We start from the raw sequence: 23,628 nt of genomic DNA, 5'->3' as shown, positions 1-23,628 counted from the left end.
AAGGGGGGTAACAAAAATGCACGGGGGATATAAAAAAATCATCCTGTTCTTGCTTGCATTCGTACTCGCCTTCAGTTTGGCGGGCTGTGGTTCCACGGAAGATGCATCAAGTAGCAATACTGATAAAAAGATAGAGAAAAATGAGCAAAAAGAGTCAGAAAAGCAAGAGAAAAAAGCTGACACTGATAAAGAAACGGCCAAATCAGCCGAAGAAAAAGCAGCGACGGAAGCAAGTGGTGAGCAAACTCAAACTACTAGTGAAGCTTCTGCTGTAGTTGACAATCAGGTAGCAAATACACAAACAACCAATCAAACTGTGAGCAATACTCAAGCAACAACATCAACAAAAACACAATCGACACAAAGCACACAGCCACAGCAACAGGCAACTCAGCCTGCTGCTCCGGCGCAAACACAGCCTAGCAATCCAGCGCCACAGCACGCTGTAACTATCTCGGTAATTGGTCCTGCAGATCACCGAAATATTTTAGGGGCAACGAAAATCAACATTAAAGATGGGGATACTGTTTATGACGTACTCCTTAAAACAGGTTTACAGGTAGATGCCAGAAATGATTATGGCTCAAAATATGTCGAGGGAATTGAAAATATATACGAGGGTGATTATCCAGGTCAAAGCGGTTGGACCTATAAGCTGAATGGTGTACTTCTTCCAGTGAGTGCCGGTAAAGCAACTGTGAAAGACGGTGACAAAATTGTCTGGGAATATGTTGGGGGTTAAAAAATCCAACCCACAAAAAAAAGTTTTTGCCCAATTTCATCCACTTGTAATATTTAGCTATTATGTTGGAGCACTAGCTTTACTGATGCTATTATTTCACCCAACCTTTTTAGTCGGAGCACTTGTGTGCATTATCATGATTCATTTTGTTCAAGATCGCTGCAGAAACTTGCAGCGATGGTTTTTTTTTCTATTGATAAGTAGTCTATTCATTGCGTTGTTAAATCCTATTTTCAACCATCGTGGCCGGACGGTGCTATTTGAAGTATTTCAACAACGAATTACACTAGAAGCAACGATGTTCGGTGTGACCACAGCATTGACCTTAATGGGAGTAATGGCGTTATTTGTATCGTACAATGAAATGATGACACCGAATAAAATCTTTTATTTGTTTTCAAAATTTCTGCCACAGTTTGCGGTGCTTTTGATGCTCACGCTGCGCTTCATCCCTTTAATGCGAAGAAGGTTAGAAGAGATTGCAGCTGTACAAATAAGCAAGGGAATAGCTGTCGCACAAGGCGCTTGGAAAAATAGAGCAAAGTCTGGCTTACTGTATGTTCAAGTTCTCTTGACTTATTCACTCGAGGAAGCTATTCAAACAGCGGATTCGATGAAAGCAAGAGGATACGGAAAGGGACAGCGGTCAGCCTATGATTATTTTCATGTAAAAAAATCAGATGTTGTTGCCTTGCTCTTTTTCGTTATCGTCTTTTTATTTACGGCTGTTGAACGGTATTTCGGGCATGGTCTTTTAACGATTTATCCGATGATGGAATCGCTAGAACTTTCCAAGATGGACATTACGACGATGGTCGGATTTTTCGTATTTTTAGGCTTTCCAATCTATGTAGAGCTAGGAGGGATTCATCGATGGCGCAGATTCAACTAAAAAATGTTACATTTGCCTATCCGGATGCGACAACTCCTGCGATTAAGGATGTTTCCCTAGAGATAAAAAAAGGCCAATTTATTGTGCTTTTTGGGTCGTCTGGAAGTGGAAAAAGCACATTACTGCGCTTGATAAAAAAAGAAATCCAACCACATGGCCAATTAGCAGGAGATATCCTTGTAAACGGACAGCTGGTTTCAGATTCGACTGCGTCCGCTGGTGAAATTGGATTTGTTTTTCAGGATCCAGAAAACCAGGTGGTTGCGGAAAATGTGCTTCAGGAAATTGTGTTTGGACTTGAAAATATTGGTCTCAAAACAGCAGAAATGAGAAGTCGAGTAGCTGAAATGGTTCATTTTTTTGGAGCTGAATCGCTGTTAGAGCGTAAGATGCATGAGCTGTCCAGTGGGAAAAAGCAACAAATCAATTTGGCCTCAATTCTACTGATGCAGCCAGATATTTTACTTTTAGACGAACCAACAGCCCAGCTGGATCCAGTAAGCTCAAGGGATTTACTCGATATGCTTTTCCGTTTGAATGAAGAGTTTGGCATTACCATTGTCGTTGCCGAGCATCGGTTAGAGGAGTTTATTGCGGTTGCTGACAAAATTGTGATGATGGATAAAGGGCAACTCATTCATGAGGGCGAACCAAAGCAGGTCATGAAAATGCTTTGGGAAACGCCTAATCAATCATTCGTTCCAAGTATTCCTGCATTCTGCTTGAGTTTAGAGCCCGACGAAAAGAGTGACTTGCCTCCGCTAACGGTGAAGGAAGGTAAACGGTGGATTAAGCAACAGAATGTTTCTGTTCAAAATAAGTCAGTTATTGAGTCGTTAGAAGCTCGGCAGGAAGACTTATTCCGAGTTAAAAACCTTTCTTTCCTTTACAACAAAGAAAGTGACTGGGTTTTACGAGATTTAGATTTTACATTAAAAAAAGGTGAAACCTATGCGTTGCTTGGTGGAAATGGGTCAGGTAAATCCACCGTGTTAAAAATGCTTTGCGGAATTTTGAAGCCGACCAAAGGGAAGGTAGCTCTATACGATAAACCATTAAAATCTTGGCATAACAAAGAATTGGCACGTAAAATCGGCTATTTACCACAAAATCCAAAGCTGTTTTTCATTCAGGATAGTGTTGAGAAAGAACTGCGGGATACGATGAATCAATGGGGAATTGGCGATGAATGGGAAGTTGAGCGCTTGCTAGATACGCTTGGAATTGCCCATCTAAGACATCAGCATCCTTACGATTTGAGTGGAGGCGAGCTCCAAAAGGCTGCCCTAGCCTGCTTATTGCTAAGAAGACCAGAAGTGCTCCTTTTGGATGAACCAACAAAGGGACTGGATCCTATTTCCAAGGAAAACTTGGCTGGGATTTTACAAGCATTGAAGTCGGAAGGTGTTACGATTGTTATGTCGACTCATGACATTGAATTTGCCGCAAAACAGGCAACGAAATGCGGCATGATGTTTCAAGGGCAAATTACCTCCGAAGGGACGCCAAGTCAATTTTTTAAAGGAAACTTTTTCTATACCACAATGATTCAAAGGCTGTTTCACCAAATTCCAGGTCAGAGTATTATGACGCTTGAGGAGGCGGTACAGCTATGTTCAGCAAGAGGGCAATAATTAGTTTCTTCTTATCAATTGTAGCAGTCGGATTGTTAGCATTAACCATTTGGTGGGGAAACGGATATTTCTTCATCAGCATGGGATTGGTGTTAACAGCAATTCTGTTATTATTGCTTCGTTTTGAAAATAGAAAAATTGAAGTACGGGAATTGGTTTTAATTGCTGTATTAGCGGCAGTCGCCGCAGTTGGACGTGTTCCATTTGCCAGTCTGCCAAGTGTTCAACCAACAACCTTCGTCATTATGACGGCTGGTCTAGTGTTTGGTGCAGAAAGTGGATTTATGATTGGTGCTGTCGCAGCGCTTGCATCCAATATGTTTCTTGGTCAAGGGCCATGGACCCCATGGCAAATGCTGTGCTGGGGCTTAGTTGGTTTCACAGCGGGGTGTTTGAGAAACACTAAATGGATGAGTACACTGTGGGGAAAAATAATCTTTGGGATTGCCTGGGGATTTCTATTCGGCTGGATTATGAATATCTGGGGCATTCTTTCCTTAACCCAATATGGAAATGAGATTAATTTGAACACGGTGCTGACTTATTATGCGAGTAGTGCGCTTTTTGACTTCATGCATGCTGTTTCCAATGTGTTTTTTATTATTATATTTGGAAAGGTTTGGATCAAAAATCTTTCAAGATTTAAGCGGAAGTATGGGCTGTTGGAATAAGGTGAACATACAATCTCTCAATTTTGATCGCAAAGACTGTCGAGAATTCTTGGCAGTCTTTGCTGTTTTTTGTAGGTTTTTCTTGCGGTCTAAAAGTCCTGTATTTCATTGACACTCTATCGAATAGATGTTATTTTATTTTTATTAGTTGTTCTTTATATAGAATTAATTTTATTGTAATTATAATAATTATACATATTATTGGAATTTAAATTAGATGTTGAAATTAGGTTATAGTAATTTGTCTATTTTTTTTGTTTGGATTGTTCTTTAAAGAGAACGGTTGTTTTATATGTAGGATAGAGTATTACATATATGAACGTTTGATTTTATAAAATATGAGTTGATTCGTAGCGATTCACAGGAGGAAATTATGAGTGCAATTACCGGTATTTATCATGTAAATGGAGAACCAGTACCACACGAACATGGCAATCGCATGATGAAGGAATTGCAAAAGTTCCCTGCTGATGATGTGCAAACTTGGTACAAGGATAATGTGTTTCTAGGATGCCATGCACAGTGGATTACACCTGAATCGATAGGTGAACTGCTTCCATATTATGACCCAGAACGCCGGGTAGCGATTACTGCGGATGCGATTATTGATAATCGTGAGGAGTTATTTGAAAAACTGCAAGTAAAACCTACTGACCAGAAATTAATAACTGACAGCGAGTTGATTCTACTTTCCTATTTAAAGTGGGGAGAAGACTCACCCAAATTCTTAGTCGGTGACTTTGCATTTATGATTTGGGATGAGAGAGAGCAGAAAATGTTCGGGGCTAGGGATTTTTCAGGAACAAGAACGCTATATTATTTTTGGGATAATAATAGATTTGCTTTTAGTACAACGATGAAACCATTGCTTTCATTACCATATATAGAAAAACAGCTTAATGAACAATGGATTGCTGAGTTTTTGGCAATACAGGATATGTTTGATACTGTAGATACTTCTTCTACTGTTTATAAAAATATCTATCAAATTCCTCCTTCTCATTCAATATCATTACTAGATGGAAGAGAATCTTTTACAAGATATTGTACCTTTACTATGGAGAAACAATTAAAGCTAAAATCAAATGAAGAATATGAAGAGGCGTTTCGTTCAATATTTCAGACTGCTGTTAATTCAAGGTTGCGTACCTACCATCAGGTAGGGGCCCATTTAAGCGGGGGGTTGGATTCTGGATCTGTAGTTAGCTTTGCAGCAAAAGCGCTATACAAGGAGAATAAAAAGTTACATACATTTAGTTTTGTACCACTTAGTGATGATAAAGTTTGGACACCAGGATCAAGAATTGCTGATGAAAGTCCATTAATTAAATCCACAGTTAATTACGTAGGAAATATTAATGATCATTACTTGGATTTTAGAGGAAAAAGTTCATATACAGAGATTAATGACTGGCTTGAAATACTTGAGATGCCCTATAAATTTTTTGAAAACTCATATTGGTTGAAAGGCATTCACGAAGTAGCTCATAGGACAGGAGTAAACGTGCTGTTAAATGGACGAAGGGGAAATAATTCTATTTCATGGGGATGGGCTCTAGAGTATTACTCAAGTCTATTAAAAAAAATGAGATTAATCCATCTTTATAGAGAAGTCCACTTGATCAGTAAAGTAAGGAAAATAAAAAAGATAAAAGTATTTTCAAGTATTGGAAAAAATGCATTTTATTCATTCGATCTAAATTCTTCAAAAAAGGATGATCATATTTTTCCTTTAATGATTGATTCTGATTTTGCTAATAGGACAAATGTTTTTGAAAAACTTTTAGAACAAAATATCGATTATTATGGAAATTCCCAATCAATCCCATATGAAAGTACTAGGGAAAACTATTTTAATAAGCTCCATAATTGGGATAAAAATGGAGCAGTTGTTACAAAGTTATCATTGCGTAGCTCCCTATTGGAGCGCGACCCAACAAATGATTTACGCGTTATTCGTTATTGTTTATCGGTACCAGAGGAACAGTTTGTTCGTTTTGGTTTAGATAGATCACTTATTCGTCGTGCAACAAACATGTATCTTCCAGATAATGTGAGATTTAATGGTGTTAGAGGATATCAAGCTGCAGAAGTAGTTCCCAGAATGATTCCTACTTGGGATTTGTTTATAAAAGATTTAGAACAACTCATAAATGACCCTGATATCTTTGGTTATTTGAACTTAAAAGTAATTAGTTCTGCTTTGGAAAAGATTAAGTCGAGGTCAAAAGAGGATTATTCCATCGATTATGAATTAATAATCTTAATGAGGAGTTTAATCTTTTATAGGTTTATTAAGTCTATTTGAATGAAGGGGGGTGATTAAATGAAAAAAGAATGGAAGAAACCAACATTAGAAATGTTAAATGTAAGTATGACAATGAGTGGAATGGGTGGAACTGCAGTAGATGGAGAAGTTAAAGAAATGCTAAAGGACGGAACTGTGGGTGATGAAACATTTCCAACTCACGGTCCAATTAGTTAATTAATCTTTGAATTATAGGTTAATAAGTTTAACGGCCCTTATACGTAAGAAAAGGTATGAGGGCTTTTCTTACCAACGTTGTCATTTATTTGGAGTGAGAAAAATGATAGAAGTTCAGAAAAAAATAAATTATGAAGCATTTGGATTAAATGTTTTTAGTGAATATCCTCTGCCTGAATTACCTCAATATATTGGGAAAAAAGAGACCGCAGATGTTGTAATTGAGATAGGTGATTTATCTCTATTATGGAATGATTTAGATGCTAAACCAGAAAGATATTTGATGGTTGGAAATTCGCTAATATTTCAGATTCCTAGTGTAGCAACTTTTTATATACAAGAAGGAAAAAAAATTACCGTCTCACCTCTAATGGGTTCTGATGAGGATGAAATTCGACTCTATATATTAGGGACTTGTATGGGTGCGATATTGATGCAGAGAAGAGTTCTACCGTTACATGGAAGTGCTGTTGCAGTTGATGGGAAAGCATATGCTTTTATTGGAGATTCTGGTGTAGGTAAATCAACACTGGCTTCAGCATTCTTGGAAAATGGATATGAACTTATAAGTGATGATTTAATTCCTGTTTCAATTTCTTCCGACAATATTCCATTTATTTTCCCTGCGTATCCCCAACAAAAGCTGTGGCAAGAAAGTTTAGATGAGTTTGGAAAAGAGTCAAGTAAGTATCGTCATGTATACAAAAGAGAAACAAAGTATGCGATACCAGTAAGGTCTAAATTTGCTAAAGTGTCACTGCCACTTTCAGGAATCTTTGAGTTAGTAAAGACTGAAGGTGAAAATATTGAAATACATCCTATTAATGGTCTTGAAAGACTACTAATGTTAAATTTAAACACTTATCGAAACACACTAATTGCCCGTTTAGGTTTAACAGATTGGCATTTTAACACCATTACAGGCATAGCTAAACAGGTTGAAACCTTTCAATTAAAAAGACCGAATTCAAGATTTACTGCTTATCAGTTAGTGGAAAGAATATTATTACAATTAAAAAAGGGGAAATAAGGATGATTAAAACTCAAAATATTCATTTGGTAAATAATATCTTTCAAAAAAAGGGATTAATTGTTAGCGATATGGGCGAAGAAAAAGTTATATTAAGTGTTAAAAATGGGAAATATTACAATTTAGGAGAGATGGGCGGAGAAATTTGGGACCTTATTGAGGAACCAACTCCTGTTAAAAAAGTGATTGAAAAATTAATGTCTGATTATCATGTAGAGCAGCATGAATGTGAGGAAGAAGTGCTATTATTTTTGGAGTCATTACTAAAGGAACAATTAATAGAAATTGGAAAAGAACAATAATCTTGTAATAAATTCTCGATAAAAAGTTGGGGAATTAGTATGAATATAGTGAAAAAGATAAAAACTTTTTTTGGGCTAGATATGGAAAAAAGGCTTCTATTTACTGAGGCTTATTTTTATTTGGGATGGGCCAGAATTTTAAAATTAATACCATTTTCAAAAGTTGCTCCTTCATTAGGACACCATATGAATGAAACAACTCTAAATTACGAGGAATCAAATAAAGAAAAGTTAAAAAAAATTTCTGAAGCCATACAAATTATGAGTCGAAACACCTTTTGGGAAAGCCAATGTTTAGTTAAAGCAATTGCAGGTATGAAAATGTTAGAAAGACGTCAAATTGAGAGCACTCTTTATTTGGGTACTGCAAGGGACGAAGACGGAAAGATGATTGCGCATGCATGGTTACGAAGCGGTCCTTTTTTTATAACGGGTGCAGAAGTTATGAAGAAGTTTACTGTTGTAAGTAAATTTGCTAAATCAATAGGATAAATGAATCAAAAGGAGAACACCATGCATAACGTTAGTGAACTTGATTTTGGGCAATTACCTAAGGAATTAAAACTTCAGATTGAAATTATGAAATGCAAATCTTCAGAAGAACTGAATACTTTTGGTGAAGAATGGTTTGTTAATGTTGATTGGGATAATTTTGTAGAGATTGCCCTCCATCATCGTATTTATTCGTTTATTTATCCGAAAATGAAAAAAATAAATAAAAAGCTAATTCCAGATAGGATTTATAACATTTTCAATAGTTATTTTCAAATGAATACCTTTAAAATGCTTCAGTTGAGTGGAGAAATGGAAGAAGTAAGTAAATTATTTATGGAAAGTGGAATACAATCCATATTTTTAAAAGGACCTGTTATTGCAAAAGATTTATATGGGGATATATCTCTACGTACATCTAGTGATCTTGATGTACTTATTCCTATTAAGGATCTGGAAAAAGCGGAGCAGCTTCTTTTTCAACAAGGGTATATAAAAGATGATTATATTGAAACTGTGTTAAATGATTGGAAGTGGAGACATCATCATACAACATATTTTCATCCTGAAAAAAACGTAAAAATAGAAATTCATTGGAGACTAAATCCAGGTCCTTCTAAGGAACCAACCTTTATAGATTTATGGAATCGTAGAAGGAAGAGTTCTCTTACTAGTTATCCTGTTTATTTTCTTGGCAAAGAGGATCTTTATTTATTTCTTGTTGCTCATGGTGCACGTCATGGCTGGTCTCGATTACGTTGGTTATTAGATATACATTTTATTTCACAACAAAAACTTGATTGGACAAAGGTTTATAGATTACTAAAAGAAAATCAATTCCTTCAAGTAGGTGGGCAAGCTTTAGTTTTATCATCACAACTTTTAAATACTCCTTTACTTAATGAAATGAAGCCATTACTCTCAGTTAAAAATTCAAGTAGGTTAGCACAAGAAGCTATTTTCTACTTAGAAAATATGATAAATCTTCACTCAGATCCTATCCCTGAGAATGTTGCTATATACCATAAACGTCATTTATTTTCATTAATGTCTAAACAGCAAAAGTTGCTTTTCATCTCAAGTTTTTTATTCCCTTATCCTGAAGACGCAGAAGTGCTACCGTTACCAAAACAGTTACATTTATTATATTTTCCATTACGTCCTTTTTTATGGGCCTGGAGAAAAACAAAGAAGTATGTATAGTCAAAGGAGTTTGTAGAAATGAGAAATATTATCTACTTTACAAAGCAAATACACTCTTTTTCGGGTAAAATTTTATATTTAAACCTTTTTGGAATGATGTTAATTAGTATATCCGAAGGTATAGGTATTTTTTTGTTGATTCCTTTGATAAGGCTTTCAGGTATCATAAATATTCCAATAGAAGAGGATTCCCCCATTTCAGATATCTATCATATTTTTAAAGGAATCCCCGAAAATATAAGTTTGTTTATTATTTTAACAATATATGTATTATTAATGATTGGCCATGCTCTTTTTCAACGAAATCAAATGATCCTAAATGGAAAAATTCAACAAGAATATATGCGTTATTTAAGGGATGAATTATATAAGGCTTTAATACAAGCTAATTGGAAGTTTTTTTTACAAAAGAGGAAGTCGGATCTAATTAATTCTATGACAACTGAATTATCACGTGTAGCTGGAGGAACTTTTTTGTGTCTTCAATTTATTTCTTCTCTAGTATTTACGTTCATACAAATTGGTATTGCATTTTGGCTTTCGTTTGAAATGACCATTGCTGTTTTAATATTTGGATTAGCACTAATTATCTTTTCACGGACATTTATTTCAAAATCTAAGACTATTGGAAATAAATCAGTAGAGTTATCAAAACAATATTTAGCAGGAATAACTGATCATTTTAATGGAATTAAGGAAATAAAAAGTAATTCATTAGAGCAAAATCATTTCAACTGGGTTCATACTATTGGTATAGAAATTGAGCAAAATGTAATGGAATTAGTTAAAGTGAATACCACTTCTAAATTTATTTCTAAAGTTGTATCTAGTTTTTTAATTGCAGGGTTTGTTTTTATTTCAATAAAGATGTTTCAAGCTCAGTCAGCAGAATTGATGCTTATTTTGGTTATTTTTTCAAGATTGTGGCCAAGGGTAAGTAGTATTCAATCAAATTTAGAACAATTAGGAACATTAATCCCTTCATTTAAAAATATTTTAGATCTACAAAATGAGTGTAAAACTGAAAAGGAAATTAATGACGAATATTATAGGAATGTAACGCCGATCTTTATTGAAGAAGGGCTTGAATTTAAAAATGTAAGCTTTCGATATGATCAAAATCAGTTTTCTTACGCACTTGAGAAAATTAATCTTAACATAACAGTAAATCATATGACTGCGATTGTCGGACCATCCGGTGCTGGTAAAAGTACCTTGATAGACATAATAATGGGATTAAATCAACCGGAAAAAGGTGAACTATTAGTTGATGGGATTCCATTAACAAATGGAAATTTATTGTCTTTACGGCGTTCAATAAGTTATGTGCCACAGGATCCTTTTCTATTTAATGCTACGATTAGAGAGAATTTATTAATGATTGAACCAAATGCATGTGATGAAAAACTTTGGGAATCATTGGAGTTCTCATCTGCCGCTGATTTTGTTAGGAACCTTCCACATGGGCTAGATACTTTAATTGGAGACCGTGGTGTAAGGCTTTCAGGTGGTGAACGACAGCGGCTTGTATTGGCACGTGCAATTCTTCGAAAACCATCAGTGTTAATTTTGGATGAAGCTACGAGTGCGCTTGATTCAGAAAATGAATCAAAAATCCAGACTGCACTTGAAAAATTAAAAGGAAAGATGACTATTATAGTTATTGCACATCGCTTGTCTACGATAAAAAATGCAGATCAAGTCATTGTTTTAGATAATGGTAAAATTATTCAGAAGGGTGATTTTTTAGAGTTAGCATTAAACAAAAAAGGATTATTTAACAACTTGCTAGAGAAACAAATGAATGCTATTTAGGTATCAATATAAAAATTATCAGAAAAAATAAAAAACTAACATTGACTTGTTCTTTATATAGAACTAAAATAAAGGTATAGGTGTAGTAAATAACTTATCAATATAAATAATGTTCTATAAAAGAAACATATAAAATAAAATTCAATTGGAAATTATTCTTACAAAGGTGGTAATATGAAGAACTTAAATGAGATGAACTATAAAGCTAAGGAAATAGATTTAAAAGAGATTTTCAATATCCTCAAAAAAAGAATATGGATTATCTTATTGGTTACTATTATTGCCACTGTATTAGGGCTTATTTATAATTCAAACTCGACAACATTTTTGTACCAAACTTCAACAAGACTTATCATTGAAGCAGATTCAGGACAAATGAAAACTCTGCAAGTTATTATTAAAGACACTTCCATTCTTGAAAAAGTAGTTGAAGAATTAAAACTAAATAGAACACCAGAATCATTAGCAAATCAGATAACAATTCAAAGTGTTGATGAATCACAAGTTGTCAGCATAAATGTCATTGATAGTAACCCACAATTAGCAGTCAAAATCGCAAATACTACAGCAAAAGTTTTCAAGGAAGAAGTACCTAAAATTGTTGGTTTTACTGCAATAAAAGATTTATCAGATGCAAAAGTTAACAAAAACCCAATTAATCAGAAATCAAACCAGCCAATTATATTAGCGTTTGTAATAGGTTTAGTAACAGGAATAGGAATAGCTTTATTGATAGATTCATTAGATGATAGTTTCAGATCAGAAAGAGAGCTAGAAGATTTCCTAGGTCTACCCGTTTTAGGCCGTATTTCTCATATGAACAAGAAAAATATCAAAAAGAAAAGTAATCACCATCCAGCATTAAATAATAATAGAGGTGAATCTATTGTTACTAAGTAAAACAAAACCTTCATTACAGACACATAGACGGAATTTAATTGCTTACTCTAATCCTGATTCAATTATAGCGGAGCAATTTAGAGAAATAAGAACAAATATTAAATTTGTAACAGAAAAGGGAAAAAAAACAATTTTATTGATTACATCCCCTAAAGAATGTGAAGGAAAGTCAACCACAGTTGCAAATATGGCCGTATCCATGGCTTTTCAAAAAGAAAAAGTACTACTTATCGATGCAAATCTAAGAGAACCATCGCTCCATCATATGTTTAAAGTTCCAAACTCAAATGGGTTAACGGAAGTGTTAACAGGAAAAGTAATTATAGAGGAAACAGTTTATCGAACCGAAATTGGAAGATTAGATGTTTTGACAGCAGGGACTATCCCTTATAATCCCACTGAACTACTTGGATCTGAAATGATGGATAAATTATTAAGTGAGGCAATTCACACATATGACGTGATTTTAATTGATTCACCAGGAGTACTTAAAGTTGCAGATTCAAGAGTATTAGCAAATAAGTGCGACGGTGTAATTCTAGTGGTTAGTTCCAGTTCAACAAGTCATGATAATGCTTGGAAAACAAAAAAGGCTCTTGAATTTGCGAAGGCAAACATTGTTGGAGTCATTGTTAATGAAAATTAGTAATGCATATTTAACCAATAAGTTTTTTTAAAATTGGTTTTTTTTTAATCAAATCGTTCGTTATTAAGAATTAGAACGTTTTTAAATATATTGGTGATGTCTCCTTACCCTTATAAATGGAGGCACTCGGTTATGCTGTGGGTGTGAAAACCTTAGACGCTAGTCGTCAAGAGTGTGATGTGAGGGGGGGTTAAATGCCCTATTTTTAATTATAGAATAATTAATGGTTAGTTCTTATATAAGAACTTAGCATTAATTATTCTATCGATTAAATTTTTAGTAAATTATGATAAGGTAGGTAGATTATGACATATAAACAGAGATTATCATTATTTCTAATTATAGACTCATGTATTGTCTTTACAGCTATTTTCTTTAGCAGATTTTTAGTTAATGCAACTTATGATATTATTACACTCCCTGTCATTGCAAGTTCATTGGCTATATTTCTTAGTCATCATATTTTTTCATTAAAGTTTAAGCTATACAAAAAAGTATGGGAGTACGCAAGTATAGGAGAGTTATTCATTATTTTCAAAGTAGTTACTCTTTCTATATTATCCGCATTATTCGTTCAACAAATTATGATTCAAGAGATTTATTTTCGGTTATTGGCTGTGACTTGGTCATTACATATTTTGTTAATCGGAGGCTCAAGATTTTTCTGGAGAATAATAAGGGATTCATTGGTAAATAAACAAAATAATAAAAAAAGAACCATGATAATTGGTGCTGGTTCCGCAGGGACAATGGTTGCAAGACAACTATTAAAAAACACAGAAGCAGATTTAGTACCTGTCGCATTTATTGACGATAACATTAACAAACATAACCTTGAGATTCTTGGAATTCCAGTTGTAGCTTCTGTTTATGAAATCACAGATAAAGTACAGGAATTAATGATTGATAACATTATTATTGCAATCCCTTCACTTAATAAAAAAGAGTTAAATATTATTTTTCAGGAATGTGCAAAAACAAATGCAAAAACACAAATTCTCCCAATGCTTGAAGACTTAGTCACTGGGAAAATATCTGTTAATCAATTTCGTGATGTTCAGGTAGAAGATTTACTTGGAAGAGAACCGGTGGAACTTGATATTGACAGTATATCAGATTATGTGTCAGGAAAAGTAGTGTTGGTAACGGGTGCTGGAGGTTCAATAGGTTCTGAAATTTGCAGGCAGATTGCTAAATTTGCACCTAATAAATTAATTTTATTAGGACATGGTGAGAATAGTATTTACTCCATTGAAACGGAATTAAAGGATAAATATGGAAATGTTGGGATTAAATTCTTAACTGAAATCGCAGATTTACAAGATGCCCCAAAAATAATGAATGTAATGGAAGAATACCACCCTAATGTTGTTTACCATGCTGCAGCTCATAAACATGTCCCATTAATGGAACGGAACCCAGAAGAAGCGGTGAAAAATAATGTTATTGGTACAATGAATGTAGCAAAGGCTGCCAGTTGGCATGGTGTGGAAACATTTGTGATGATTTCAACAGATAAAGCAGTGAATCCGACAAGTGTGATGGGTTCAACTAAAAGACTTGCAGAAATGATTGTTCAATCCATAAATAAGGAAAGTACTACTAAATTTGTGGCTGTACGGTTTGGGAATGTATTAGGAAGCAGAGGAAGCGTTATACCATTGTTTAAAAAGCAAATCGAAAAGGGTGGACCGATTACGGTTACCCATCCAGATATGGTGCGTTATTTTATGACTATTCCGGAAGCCTCAAGGCTAGTGATTCAAGCAGGTTCGCTTGCTCGTGGCGGGGAAGTTTTTGTTTTGGATATGGGTGAACCAGTGAAAATAGTCGATCTTGCTAAAAATTTGATTAAGCTATCAGGAAATAATATCGAAGAAATAGGAATCGAGTTTACGGGAATACGACCTGGTGAAAAGCTGTTTGAAGAGTTATTAAAGGATGAAGAAGTCCATAATAAGCAGGTTTATCCAAAAATCTACATTGGCAAAACAACAAATCTATTCTTCGATGAAATTGAAGAATTGATTACTAATTATTCAATGATGGATAAGGATTCACTAAGGAAGAAATTATTGTATCTAGCAAATAACAAAGTTGATTCACAAAAACAGCCAATGACCATCTCTGGCTAAAAAGGAAGAAAAAATTAAAGGTCAGAAAGGCAATTATTTTTGCAGTAGGTTAGGAACTGAATTTTGCCCAGACGTTATTGAGGCTGTGCAAAAAGTTGAGGATGGATGAGGAAATATGAAAAATAGAATACTGTTTTGTGCTACGGTTGATTATCATTTTCATGCATTTCATTTGCCGTATTTAAAATGGTTTAAAGAACAAGGGTGGGAGGTTCATGTTGCTGCAAGTGGCGATATGAACCTCCCTTTTGTTGATAAAAAATATAATATACCTATCCAAAGGTCACCATTTAAGAAACAAAATGTAGTTGCTTACCAACAATTGAAAGCCATTATTAGACAGAATCAGTACTCGATAATGCATTGCCATACTCCAATGGGAGGAGTCCTTGCCCGTTTAGCTGCAAATTCCTTCCGAAAAGGTGGAACTAGAGTGATTTATACCGCTCACGGCTTTCATTTTTGCAAAGGAGCCCCACTTATTAATTGGTTAATCTACTACCCTATCGAAAAGATATTGTCTAGATTTACAGATTGTTTGATTACGATTAATCAAGAGGATTACCAGTTGGCAAGAAACAAAAGATTCAAAGCAAAACTGATTAAACATGTTCATGGCGTTGGGGTGAATACAGACCTCTTTAAACCAGTAACAAATGAAGAAAAGAATAGAATAAGAGAAAAATACGGTTATAATCCTAATGATTTTTTGATGTTTTATGCAGCTGAATTTAATAAAAATAAAAATCAAAAGCTGCTGATTAAATCACTTGCTTCAATTAAAAATAAAATACCAAATGCTAAATTGTTGTTAGCTGGTGAGGGTCCGTTAATAAAAGCATGCAAGGAATTAGCAGCTAGATTAGAAGTTCAGAATATGGTTGATTTTTTAGGATTTAGAAAAGATATTAGGGAATTGCTTAACATGTCAGATATTGGCGTTGCTTCAAGCTTAAGAGAGGGACTTCCAGTAAATATTATGGAGACGATGGCCAGTGGACTACCAGTAGTAGCTAGTCGGAACAGGGGACATGTAGAATTGATTACTCATAATATAAATGGTTGGTTAATAGATCATGACAATTTAGATGAATTTGCATTAAAACTTACAATGGGTGTCAATGATCGAGATTGCATACTAGTACTTGGCGAAAAAGCTCGAGAAAAAATGTTGGCACAATATAGTATTAATAAAGTACTGGAAGATATGACCACTATTTATTCTCAATACATGGAAGAAAAGGAGGAGATGAGGTGGGCAGTCCAATAAGAATTTTACATGTAGTGGTTAACATGAACAGAGGTGGAGCTGAAACCTTAGTCATGAACTTATATCGAAACATTGATCACTCAAAAATACAATTTGATTTCCTTACAAGTAAACCTGGAGCATTTGATTCTGAAATAATCAAAATGGGGGGAAAATTCATAGAATTCCTTATATTTCAGAAGTTGGCCATTTTAAATACATTAAAGAATTAAACAGTTTCTTTTCAACTCATACCGAGTATAAAATTGTACATTCACATATGGATAGAATGAGTGGTTTGATCCTTAGAGAAGCAAAGAAGGCTGGGATGCCTATTCGAATTTCTCATAGTCATAATACTCAAAGTGAAGGTGGTTTAGCAACAAAAATCTATAAATGGTACGCAGGTCAATTTATCAATTTAAATGCAACCAATTTAGTTGCATGTTCGAACTCTGCGGGAAAATGGCTCTTTTCAGAAGAATCTAAAAAGGCATTAATCTTAAAAAATGGAATTGAACAAGAACTATTTACATTTTCACCTAAAATTCGAAGTCAAATAAGAGAAGAATTAAAGCTCGATGACGGAATATTTGTTATTGGTCATGTTGGGAGATTTTGCCATCAAAAAAATCATTCTATGTTAATTGATATTTTTGCTAGATTTAATGAAAGGCATAGAAACTCGATCCTAATTTTAGTAGGAGATGGCCCATTACGCAATGAGATTGAAAGGAAAATCAAGAATTTAAATTTAGTCGGGAAAGTAAGATTATTAGGTATTAGAAGTGATATTTACAGGTTGCTACAAGCGTTTGATACTTTTGCATTTCCTTCATTACATGAAGGTTTACCAGTTTCCTTAATCGAGGCACAAGGATCGGGGTTACCATGTCTGATTTCTGATCAAATATCTCGAGAAGTAGACATGGAAGATGGTTTAATAGAATTTCTCCCATTAAATGATTTATATGCCTGGACAAACAAACTTTTAGAAATTGCATTAAAAAGAAAAGTTCGGTTTTCAAATTTAATTGCTTTATCAAATAAAGGTTATAACATTAGAGAGACTGCCTCCCGAATTGAAGATTTTTATTTAAATGCAGCTGGAGGATACAGATGAAAAAACTTACAGTATTTACACCAACTTACAACCGTGCATATAGTCTTGGAACCTGTTATGAAAGTCTTGCTGATCAATCCTGTAAAGATTTTATATGGTTGGTAATTGATGATGGATCCACAGACAATACAAAAGAATTGATTGAATCCTGGAACAAAGAAGAAAGGGTTGAAATTAAATATGTATACCAGGAAAACCAAGGAATGCATGGAGCACATAATACTGCATATAAATTAATTCAAACCGAACTAAATGTTTGCATTGATTCAGATGATTATATGCCAAGTGATGCAGTGGAAAAAATAATCTCATTTTGGGAAAAATTCGGAAATGAAAAAGTAAGTGGATTAATTGGACTTGATGCTTTTACTGATCATTCTATTATTGGAACAATGCTACCAGATGATATAAAAACATCAACTTTATTTAATCTCTATAACAAATACGGTGTGTTAGGAGATAAAAAGGTAGTCTATCGTTCGGATTTGACAAGGCAATATCCATATCCAATTTTTAAGGGTGAGAAATATGTTGGATTGGCATACAAATATTATATGCTTGATCAGGACTATGAAATGTTGTTAATGAATGAAGTGTTATGCTGTGTAGAGTATCTACTTGATGGTTCGTCTAGGAACATGTATAACCAGTATCTCAAAAATCCAAGAGGTTTTGCATTTTATCGTAAGGAACTGATGAAATTACCATTTGCTAGTGCTTTGTTTAAGTTTAGGCAAGCAATTCATTATGTTTCAAGTAGTATTATGATAAACAATTCTAAATTCATTTTGGAAAGCCCAAATAAGTTATTAACTATATTAGCAATCCCAATTGGGGTAATGCTATTTTTTTATGTAAAGGCAAAAACCAAGGTTGTTTTTAAATAAAGGTTAAAATTTTTAGAATATCCACTGGAAGTGAGAAACAATGACCATTTTATGGATTAATCTCGCGATAGTATTTATATTTTCTTTTTTAGCAAGATTCTTAGCAGCTCCTAATAATAATATGGAAAACATACCTATAAGGCCAAATATACTATTTCTTTTTGGAGCAATGATTTCTTTAGTCCTAGTTTCGGGTCTCCGAAATAATATTGGAGACACATATTTTTATATGCATATTTATGAAATGAATGAGTTTACTTGGGAGTATATTCATTCTCAAAAAGATTTTGGATTCGGTATCTTCCAAAAGATTTTAAAAAATTATAGTGATGACCCACAAATTTTATTAGTAACGACAGCTTTTTTAACAAATGTACTTATCATTTTGGTATTACGTAAATATTCAAGAATATTTGAATTAAGTACCTACGTTTATATAACCGGTGGATTATTTTTAGTTACTATGAATGGAATTAGACAATGCTTAGCAGCAGCTATTATTTTTACGGGTACAAAATTTTTAATTAATGGGAACTGGTTTTTATATACCCTGATTGTTCTATTAGCATCAACCTTTCATCAAAGTGCATTAGTTCTTATTCCTATTTATTTCTTAGTCAGGTTTAAGGCATGGTCTAAAACGACAATTGTTCTATTACTGTTTTCTGTCTTAATTGTCATAGGGTTTGATAAATTTTCAAGTGTACTATTCTCTTCAATTGAGAACACCCAATATGGCCATTATGCAAATTTTTCAGAAGGTGGAGCCAGTTCTATTAGGGTTCTTGTAACTGCAGTCCCACTTTTAATTGCCTTTTTGGGTAGAGAAAAACTGTCGACAATATTTCCGAAAAGTGATTATATTGTAAATATGTCAATAATTGGACTTGTATTCATGATAATTTCTACACAAAACTGGATATTTGCCAGGTTTTCTATTTATTTCAGTTTATACCAATTAATCCTGATATCTTGGTGTGTAAAACTTTTTCGTGAGAAGGAGCAGAAACTAGTCTATTACGGAATATTGTTTTGTTATTTTATTTTTTATTACTATGAAAGTGTCATGAGTTTAAATATTGTTTATAAGAGTAATTATCTTTAGACTTTCAGATAGGATTAAGAAGGTGTGTTTATTTGGATAATATTGGGGGAATAAATAAGGTTTTACACATTGTAAGTGCGATGGATCGAGGCGGAGCGGAGACTCTTATCATGAATATATATAGGAATATAGATAAATCAAAAGTTCAATTCGACTTTGTAACACATTCGGAGAAAAAAGGGGATTATGATGAAGAAATAATCAGTATGGGTGGAAATATTTATAGAATTCCTAGTTTAGGAACGAAAGGCCCTATTTCTTATATTAAGGAATTAAAAAAAATTATGACCTCAACTAAATATTCCGCTGTACATGCGCACACAGATTATCAATGTGGTTTTCCAGCTTTAGCTGCAAAAATGAGTGGGATAAAAACTAGAATTTGTCACTCACATAGTAATAATTGGCTCAAAAGTAATAGAACCGCGGAAAATATTTTGCTATATTTTTTAAGGAAAATTATCCGATTCTCTGCAACACATTATTGTAGTTGCAGTTTGGAAGCAGCGCGATTCTTGTTTGGTGAAAAAAACAAAGAAATTTCTAGAGTTAGAATATTAAATAATGGAATCGATGTAAGTCAATTCTCGAACACAGATTCAAAAGATAGAGACAGCGTAATAAACGAACTGGGCTTACAAAAAGAAGTTAAACTTATCGGTCATATCGGGAAATTTTCTCCATCAAAGAATCAATATTTTATCCTAAAAGTTCTAGAACAGCTTGTTAAAGTGGATAACAGCTTTCGAGCTATTTTTGTAGGGGATGGGCCGTTAAGAAATGAGATAGAAAAAGAAGTATTAAAACTCGGATTAAAAGATTATGTTCTGTTGTTAGGAGTAAGACGTGATATTCCAAGATTAATGAATGCATTTGATGTCTTTATTTTCCCATCATTATTCGAGGGATTCGGCATTGTAACAATTGAGGCACAAAGCACAGGAACACCATGTGTGATCGCTGATACTGTTCCAAAGGAAACAGATATGGGATTAGGGCTAGTTTCTTATTTAAATCTCAATGAAAATTTAGACACTTGGTGTTTCAAAATAAATGAAGCTTTATTAATTAAAAAACCTGATAAACAAACAATTGAAAATAATGTCACACAATCTGGTTATAACATTAAGGATAATGTTAAATTTTGGCTAGATTTATATGGTGTATGATTAGTAGACTTTTTATTTTTGTGAACGGGGAATTTTTATGAAAAAAAAAATATTAATTACATCTTTCGATTTAGCAGTAGGTGGAGTTGAAAGAAGCTTAATTGGATTATTGGGAAACTTAGACTACGATAAATATGATGTAGACTTAATGCTATTTAAACATGAAGGTGAATTTTTCTCGATGCTTCCAGAAAATCCCAATTTACTAACGGAAATACCTCATTACACTACGTTTAGAAAATCAATTGGACAAATTGTAAAGGAAGGTTATTATTCTATTGGTGCATCTCGGTTAATAGCAAAAATAATGAGTTTGTTGCATGGGAAAATTAGAAATATTGATGAACCTGGCTATTTGTCGATCCAATATGGGTGGGCAATATCAAAATCTTTTCTTCCTAAATTACATAAAGAATACGATGTGGCCATAGGATTCCTTTGGCCACATTATTTTATTGGGGATAAAGTAAGAGCTAAAAAGAAAATTGGTTGGATTCATACTGATTACTCAAATATCCAAATTAACCAGAAATTAGAAATAAGAATGTGGAAAAAAGTTGATAATATTGTAGCGGTTTCCGATGAATGTTCGAAAACATTTCTAACGTTTTTTCCAGAATTAAACGGTAAAACAACAGTAATAGAAAATATTCTTTCTCCAGAATTTATTCAGGAACAAGCAAATTTAGAGATAACGAATGAAATAAAGAAATCTAAAGGAAAAACAATATTATTAACTGTTGGTCGACTAACCTTTGCTAAGGGATTGGATGATGCTATAAAGGCGTGCAGGGAATTGATTGATAAAGGTATGAATATCGAATGGTATGTAATTGGTTATGGACCGCTCGAAAATGACTTAGAAGAACTGATAAAAAAATTAGGGCTCCAAGATAGGTTCTTCTTATTGGGGAAAAAGACCAATCCATACCCATATATGAAGGCATGTGATATTTATGTTCAGCCTTCTCGGTATGAGGGCAAAGCTGTTACGATTCGTGAAGCGCAAATATTGGGTAAACCAGTGGTATTAACCAATTTTCCTACTGCTAAAAGCCAAGCAAGGGATGGAGTCGATGCTCTTATAACTGAGCCTAACGTAGAGGGAATAGTAAATGGGATTAGAAAAATGATTGAAGATAATCAATTCAGAGAAAAAATAATTTCTAATGTAGAAGCAACAGATTATGGCAATAAGAGTGAACTGCCAAAATTATATCGATTAATAGAATCATAAATAGAGAGGGGGATTATATTGGCAATTTTAATAACAGGTGGCGCTGGATATATAGGAAGTCATACAACCGTTGAATTATTAGAAGCTGGCTACGATATTATTGTGGTTGATAATATGAGCAATAGTAAAAAAGAATCATTAACTAGGGTAAGTCAGATTACTGGTCAAAGGTTTAAATTCTATAATATTGATTTATTGGATGAAGGTAAATTAGAGAAGGTATTCTTGGATAATAGTATTGATGCAGTTGTACATTTCGCTGGTTTTAAGGCAGTTGGAGAATCTGTTAAACTCCCTTTATCCTATTATCACAACAATATTGCAAGTTCATTAATACTATTTAGGATTATGAAAAAATATTATGTCAAAAAATTAGTATTTAGTTCATCTGCAACAGTTTATGGAATTCCTGAAACTGTTCCAATTTCTGAAGAATTTCCATTATCAGCCTTAAATCCGTATGGAAGAACCAAATTGATGATTGAGGAAATCCTAAGGGATCTTAATGCGTCTGACCCAAGTTGGAGTATTGCACTATTACGATATTTTAACCCGATTGGTGCACATGGTAGCGGATTAATAGGAGAGGATCCACAAGGAATCCCTAATAACTTAATGCCTTATATTACCCAAGTTGCAGTTGGGAAATTAAAGGAATTACAAGTGTATGGAAATAATTATCCAACCAAAGATGGTACTGGGGTAAGGGACTATATTCATGTAGTTGATCTTGCAAAAGGACATTTGCAGGCACTTAAAAAGGTTTTCAGCAATATTGGCATTAATGCATACAATTTGGGAACTGGGAATGGCTATAGTGTACTGGAAATGGTTGCAGCATTTGAAAAGGCTTCAGGTGTTAAAATTCCATATAAAATAGTGAATCCAAGACAAGGTGATGCAGCGATCTGCTATGCGGATCCAACAAAGGCGAAGATGGATTTAGATTGGGTTGCAGAAAAAGGAATTGAAGAGATGTGTAAGGATTCATGGAGATGGCAATCCAAAAATCCAAGAGGTTATGAAGAAAACAATAAGATAATATCTAATGATAATCCTTGCTGTATTACAAGCGAGGATTTTTTATTAGCAGAAATTAATCATGAGTTGGTGAAATGAGGTTGGAAAGATGAACCTGTCTGAAAAGCTATCACAGGAGAAGTTTGTTGAAATGATGAATCAAATTTATACAATTGGGCATTTAAGTCAATCGGTTAATACCAAAGATTTAGTTCAAGAAATTATCGTTAAGATTAATGAAGTAATTAAGGGAAACTAGTAGTGGAGAAGGATATTTTATGAAAAGAGTGCTAGATTTCTTCAGTGCATTATTACTTTTGATGTTAACATCACCAATTATGCTGTTTACGGTGATCTTAGTAAGAATAAAATTAGGTACCCCTACACTGTTTATACAAAGACGCCCAGGGTTATTTGGTAAACCATTCTATCTTTATAAATTTAGAACGATGACGGATGAACGTGATTCAAAAGGATATCTTTTGCCTGATTCAATAAGATTGACTGCTGTCGGTAAATTCTTAAGAAAATTTAGCTTAGATGAATTACCACAACTTATCAATGTTCTTAAAGGTGACCTAAGCCTTGTTGGACCAAGGCCGTTACTAATGGAGTATCTTCCTTTATATACTCCTGAGCAAGCAACACGGCATAATGTTCGCCCAGGTATCACAGGATGGGCCCAAGTTAATGGGAGAAATGAGATCTCATGGGAAGAAAAGTTTGCGTTTGATGTTTGGTATGTAAACCATCGATCATTATTACTAGACTTTAAAATTTTATGGTTAACGGTATTAAAAGTGATTCGATCGGAAGGGATTAATCAACTGGGAAATGCAACTATTGAACCCTTTAAAGGTTCAAAATATTAGCAAAGGAGGCGGGGAGCGC

General features: G+C 33.9%; 22 protein-coding genes and 1 pseudogene. All 23 read left to right on the top strand.

Annotated elements, in window-relative coordinates:
• Positions 1-16 precede the first annotated feature (16 nt).
• The 23 genes and pseudogenes from RGF10_RS20145 to RGF10_RS20035 all read left to right on the top strand — a co-directional run bounded on the left by RGF10_RS20145 (position 17) and on the right by RGF10_RS20035 (position 23,609).
• Positions 17-742, top strand: a complete 726-nt coding sequence (locus RGF10_RS20145; protein ID WP_318505246.1) for a DUF4430 domain-containing protein — start codon at positions 17-19, stop codon at positions 740-742.
• Positions 717-1,634 (top strand): energy-coupling factor transporter transmembrane component T, encoded by a 918-nt coding sequence (locus RGF10_RS20140; RefSeq protein ID WP_318505243.1) that lies wholly within the window; start codon positions 717-719, stop codon positions 1,632-1,634. Before RGF10_RS20145 ends, RGF10_RS20140 begins: the two co-directional genes overlap by 26 nt.
• Positions 1,616-3,268, top strand: coding sequence for an ABC transporter ATP-binding protein (locus tag RGF10_RS20135; protein WP_318505241.1), 1,653 nt, complete (start codon positions 1,616-1,618; stop codon positions 3,266-3,268). Before RGF10_RS20140 ends, RGF10_RS20135 begins: the two co-directional genes overlap by 19 nt.
• Positions 3,247-3,939 carry an ECF transporter S component gene (locus RGF10_RS20130; RefSeq protein WP_318505239.1) on the top strand — a complete coding sequence of 231 codons (693 nt, stop codon included), beginning with the start codon at positions 3,247-3,249 and terminating at the stop codon, positions 3,937-3,939. The genes RGF10_RS20135 and RGF10_RS20130 overlap by 22 nt, the downstream gene beginning before the upstream one ends.
• A gap of 373 nt (positions 3,940-4,312) precedes the next feature.
• Entirely contained in the window at positions 4,313-6,247 is a 1,935-nt protein-coding gene (locus RGF10_RS20125) for an asparagine synthase-related protein (RefSeq protein WP_318505237.1), read from the top strand.
• 18 nt (positions 6,248-6,265) lie between these two features.
• On the top strand, positions 6,266-6,424 hold the full coding sequence (locus RGF10_RS23975) for a paeninodin family lasso peptide (RefSeq protein ID WP_412176647.1): 159 nt from the start codon (positions 6,266-6,268) through the stop codon (positions 6,422-6,424).
• 103 nt (positions 6,425-6,527) lie between these two features.
• Positions 6,528-7,454, top strand: coding sequence for an aldolase (locus RGF10_RS20115; protein WP_318505235.1), 927 nt, complete (start codon positions 6,528-6,530; stop codon positions 7,452-7,454).
• 2 nt (positions 7,455-7,456) lie between these two features.
• Positions 7,457-7,756, top strand: coding sequence for a lasso peptide biosynthesis PqqD family chaperone (locus RGF10_RS20110; protein ID WP_318505233.1), 300 nt, complete (start codon positions 7,457-7,459; stop codon positions 7,754-7,756).
• Positions 7,757-7,795: 39 nt separating this feature from the next.
• Positions 7,796-8,248 carry a lasso peptide biosynthesis B2 protein gene (locus tag RGF10_RS20105; protein WP_318505231.1) on the top strand — a complete coding sequence of 151 codons (453 nt, stop codon included), beginning with the start codon at positions 7,796-7,798 and terminating at the stop codon, positions 8,246-8,248.
• Positions 8,249-8,269: 21 nt separating this feature from the next.
• On the top strand, positions 8,270-9,451 hold the full coding sequence (locus tag RGF10_RS20100) for a nucleotidyltransferase domain-containing protein (RefSeq protein ID WP_318505229.1): 1,182 nt from the start codon (positions 8,270-8,272) through the stop codon (positions 9,449-9,451).
• Positions 9,452-9,469: 18 nt separating this feature from the next.
• Positions 9,470-11,266 carry an ABC transporter ATP-binding protein gene (locus RGF10_RS20095; protein ID WP_318505227.1) on the top strand — a complete coding sequence of 599 codons (1,797 nt, stop codon included), beginning with the start codon at positions 9,470-9,472 and terminating at the stop codon, positions 11,264-11,266.
• A gap of 174 nt (positions 11,267-11,440) precedes the next feature.
• Positions 11,441-12,166, top strand: coding sequence for a YveK family protein (locus tag RGF10_RS20090; RefSeq protein ID WP_318505225.1), 726 nt, complete (start codon positions 11,441-11,443; stop codon positions 12,164-12,166).
• Positions 12,153-12,812: a CpsD/CapB family tyrosine-protein kinase gene (locus RGF10_RS20085; protein WP_318505223.1), complete on the top strand. Its 660-nt coding sequence runs from the start codon at positions 12,153-12,155 to the stop codon at positions 12,810-12,812. The genes RGF10_RS20090 and RGF10_RS20085 overlap by 14 nt, the downstream gene beginning before the upstream one ends.
• A 305-nt stretch (positions 12,813-13,117) precedes the next feature.
• Positions 13,118-14,947, top strand: coding sequence for a polysaccharide biosynthesis protein (locus RGF10_RS20080; RefSeq protein WP_318505221.1), 1,830 nt, complete (start codon positions 13,118-13,120; stop codon positions 14,945-14,947).
• A 115-nt stretch (positions 14,948-15,062) separates the two neighbouring features.
• Positions 15,063-16,217: a glycosyltransferase family 4 protein gene (locus RGF10_RS20075; protein ID WP_318505219.1), complete on the top strand. Its 1,155-nt coding sequence runs from the start codon at positions 15,063-15,065 to the stop codon at positions 16,215-16,217.
• Positions 16,202-17,319, top strand: a pseudogene (locus RGF10_RS20070) (glycosyltransferase family 1 protein). Before RGF10_RS20075 ends, RGF10_RS20070 begins: the two are co-directional and overlap by 16 nt.
• Positions 17,316-18,206, top strand: a complete 891-nt coding sequence (locus RGF10_RS20065) for a glycosyltransferase family 2 protein (RefSeq protein ID WP_318505217.1) — start codon at positions 17,316-17,318, stop codon at positions 18,204-18,206. The pseudogene RGF10_RS20070 and the gene RGF10_RS20065 overlap by 4 nt, the downstream one beginning before the upstream one ends.
• Before the next feature lie 40 nt (positions 18,207-18,246).
• The gene (locus RGF10_RS20060; protein WP_318505215.1) at positions 18,247-19,311 is read left to right on the top strand and encodes an EpsG family protein; all 1,065 of its coding nucleotides are present in this window, start codon (positions 18,247-18,249) and stop codon (positions 19,309-19,311) included.
• A gap of 80 nt (positions 19,312-19,391) precedes the next feature.
• Positions 19,392-20,480, top strand: coding sequence for a glycosyltransferase family 1 protein (locus RGF10_RS20055; protein ID WP_318509610.1), 1,089 nt, complete (start codon positions 19,392-19,394; stop codon positions 20,478-20,480).
• A 37-nt stretch (positions 20,481-20,517) separates the two neighbouring features.
• A complete protein-coding gene (locus tag RGF10_RS20050; RefSeq protein WP_318505213.1) occupies positions 20,518-21,717 on the top strand; it encodes a glycosyltransferase in 1,200 nt (399 codons plus the stop codon).
• Positions 21,718-21,735: 18 nt separating this feature from the next.
• Positions 21,736-22,836 (top strand): UDP-glucose 4-epimerase GalE, encoded by a 1,101-nt coding sequence (galE, locus tag RGF10_RS20045; protein ID WP_318505211.1) that lies wholly within the window; start codon positions 21,736-21,738, stop codon positions 22,834-22,836.
• A gap of 10 nt (positions 22,837-22,846) precedes the next feature.
• A complete protein-coding gene (locus tag RGF10_RS20040) occupies positions 22,847-22,996 on the top strand; it encodes a YwzD family small protein (RefSeq protein WP_318505209.1) in 150 nt (49 codons plus the stop codon).
• Positions 22,997-23,015: 19 nt separating this feature from the next.
• Positions 23,016-23,609 carry a sugar transferase gene (locus RGF10_RS20035; protein ID WP_318505207.1) on the top strand — a complete coding sequence of 198 codons (594 nt, stop codon included), beginning with the start codon at positions 23,016-23,018 and terminating at the stop codon, positions 23,607-23,609.
• The last annotated feature ends 19 nt before the right edge of the window (positions 23,610-23,628 follow it).

Source organism: Bacillus sp. T3 (genome assembly GCF_033449965.1).
GTDB lineage: Bacteria > Bacillota > Bacilli > Bacillales > Cytobacillaceae > Bacillus_BU.
This window is presented reverse-complemented; position numbering and strand designations above follow the sequence as displayed.